Below are 2,851 nucleotides of genomic sequence, written 5' to 3'. Positions count from 1 at the left end.
TAAAACTTAACCTTTATTTCTACCCCTCCAAACCTCCCCTAAAGTGGAGGCTTAAGTCCCCTTCAGGGGATTTAGGGGTAACAAATATTGAAGTTCGTTACAAATTATAAGTTTCAAAGATTCTTTTTTGACTTTTGAGACAACCTCTTTTTTTTATTTACCAACTTATGTGATTGTGCTTATCTATATTACCCAACTTACAACTTTAAACATCAATAAAGCATAACCTAATGCAAATACACCTGTAATCAACATTGTTTTTAATTTAATCATTCCCCAACTCATAATAAACAGTTTAAAAGGTTAATACTATGTATTCTTTAGCAAACCGTGAACCATACTTTGTTGAAGAAAGTTAAATTTTGCTGTTTAATTAAAATTTCTCGTAATCATCGTAATTGTCGCCTAACTCGATATTTAAGCCCTTACTGTCAATTGATTTTTTCTTACCAAAACTCTTTTTAGATGTTTTTTTCGAAGTAACAACTTCAGCTTCCTCCTGTAAATCACCTCTAGCTGTATCAGCCCCTGTTTCAAACATAGAAACAGAACGACTTAATTGTTCAGATAGTTTATCAAGTAAGCCAGTCGCTTCAGTTATCTGCTCGGCATTGGCCGCATTACGTTGGGTAACTTGATTCAATTGTTGTAATGCGTTATTAATCTGCTCCACGCCGGTTACTTGCTCCATCGACGCCACGGTTATTTCCTTAACTAACTTAGCTGTTTTTTGAATTTCGGGAGTAATAACATCCAACTTATTAGTAGCCTCAACCGATGAGTTCAAAGTATCTTCTGTTGACTTAGTAATCTCCGAAGCGGCAGCTTGACTACGTTCAGCCAACTTTCTTACTTCAGATGCAACAACCGCAAACCCTCTACCCTCTTGACCAGCTCTTGCCGCTTCAACGGCAGCATTAAGTGCCAATATATTAGTTTGAAAGGCAATATCGCTAATGACGCTAATCTTATCAGAAATCTGTTCCATATGATTAGCTGCCTCCTTAGAGGCCTCATTACTTACACTAATGCCATCCGCCGCTTTTGAAGCAATCAGTTCCGTTTCCTTTGAGTTATCCGTGTTTTGCTGAATATTAGCATACATTTCTTCCATTGAAGAAGACACCTCTTCGGCCGATGATGCTTGTTGAGTAGATCCTTCGGATAATTCCAAGGCTCCTTTATTAAGTTTAACGCTCGTCTTAACAATATCAGCTGTAGACGTTGTAACTTCAGTAATTACTTGTTTTAAATTACCAACCATATCATTTAAGGCCTTGGATAATCTACCCACTTCATCTTTACTTTTCACCGTGAAAACCACAGACAAATCGCCTTTTGATAATTTTTCGGCTAATCCTATGCTCTCTTCTATTGGTTGAGAAATGGCTCGTGACAAGAAATAGACAAGCGTAAACCACAGTATAATGACAATAATAAGAGCATATATTAACATTTGTTTTTGAAACGATACTATGGAAGCACTTTCATCCCCCATCTTCATCATCATATCCAGCCCAACATCAGAAGCCGCTCCTACTTCCCACATTATACTCTTCGACAATTCAAAACGCTTAAGTTCAACTAACTTAACCTCTCGTAGGCCTGATAAGTAAATATCAATATCATCTAACAAGTTTGTCAATTCATCTTTAAAGGAATCATTATAATAATTGCGGGTTAGAGAGTTCTGTAACTCATTGTATTCACTCAACCTTTCCAACAACAATCTATAATCCTGATTTAACTCATCCCATAGGAGCTTTGAAATAAACCGATCAAGCTTATTTACAGCTTGCCGCGACGAACCTCCTTGTTTATCTGCTAGCAATTGCAAATTATGTTGTGCATTTACATATGATCGTTTGGCTTGAAGTGATGCCTCTTGCAATGCAAAATAACGCTCCGAAACTTCTTTATATTCTTCAATTTTAGACTTTACATTTTGTAGATCAATACCTTTATCGAGCATTATTGACTCGTCACTCGATAGTTCTTCAATCAGGTTGGTTAAAGCGGAATACATCCGAACATAACTTTTATCGGCTCGTCCCTGGAAATATTCATTACCTGTAAACTCATATGATCGCGAGAACTCACGTGTTTCTCTCCAAAACTTATCCAATTTACTTGCCTCACTCACAACCGGAATATATGTATTTGTTAAAGTTCCTATTCCCTTATCAACCTTACGAAGATTAACAAGAATTAAGGTACCCAAAACAATAACTATGGTCATGATTAAAGCAAAACCGCTACCAATTTTGGCACGAATTTTTAGGTCTTTCCAAGTCATATAATATTCTGTTAATTTGTTACTTGTTCTTAAATATGGGTAAAATAATGTGTGTTTTAAAATTTATTGTACGATTAATACTATTTTTAGGTTATTATACTATAAAAAAATTGACTTGATATGACTAGAATTCTATTATTTCTAATGATTTCATCCTTTTTAATTTGCAGTTGTAGCAAAAAAGATACCACAACCATAGGTTTTCTATTTTCCACAAAAGCTACTGAAAGATATGTCAAGGAAGCTAACTTTTTTTAAAGAAAGAGCCGAACAACTGGGCTCTACTGTGTATGTTGATGACGGTAACGACAATGAGGCCTTACAGTATGAGAAGGCATTGGAAATGTTTGACAAAAACATAGATGTATTAGTTTTAATTGCGATTAACACCAATACAGCTGCGGCAATTGTTCGAGAAGCACAAAGTAGAAACATACCTGTAATTGCTTATAACAGACTTCTAAGTACATGACAAAAGTTTAAAACATTTATCTAAGTCATTGTTGTTTATTGGGTTATTTAGAGCACAAGCAATTCTGATAAAACCATACTTAA

Annotated in this window: 2 protein-coding genes; one reads left to right on the top strand and one right to left on the bottom strand. The window is 35.3% G+C overall.

What is annotated here, in order from left to right:
- Positions 1–373 precede the first annotated feature (373 nt).
- Positions 374–2,296, bottom strand: a complete 1,923-nt coding sequence (locus ACRD7B_RS22665; RefSeq protein ID WP_430826955.1) for a methyl-accepting chemotaxis protein — start codon at positions 2,294–2,296, stop codon at positions 374–376.
- A 232-nt stretch (positions 2,297–2,528) separates the two neighbouring features.
- On the opposite strand from ACRD7B_RS22665, the gene ACRD7B_RS22660 reads away from it, so the two are divergent.
- Positions 2,529–2,768: a substrate-binding domain-containing protein gene (locus tag ACRD7B_RS22660; RefSeq protein ID WP_430826954.1), complete on the top strand. Its 240-nt coding sequence runs from the start codon at positions 2,529–2,531 to the stop codon at positions 2,766–2,768.
- The last annotated feature ends 83 nt before the right edge of the window (positions 2,769–2,851 follow it).

This window comes from Carboxylicivirga fragile (assembly GCF_050589805.1).
Classification (GTDB): domain Bacteria; phylum Bacteroidota; class Bacteroidia; order Bacteroidales; family Marinilabiliaceae; genus Carboxylicivirga; species Carboxylicivirga fragile.
This window is presented reverse-complemented; position numbering and strand designations above follow the sequence as displayed.

What these genes read in the sequence shown, in the direction of transcription:
- ACRD7B_RS22660 (WP_430826954.1), top strand. Translation starts at nt 2,529, where the DNA reads ATGTCAAGGAAGCTAACTTTTTTTAAAGAAAGAGCCGAACAACTGGGC.
- ACRD7B_RS22665 (WP_430826955.1), bottom strand. Translation starts at nt 2,296, where the DNA reads ATGACTTGGAAAGACCTAAAAATTCGTGCCAAAATTGGTAGCGGTTTT.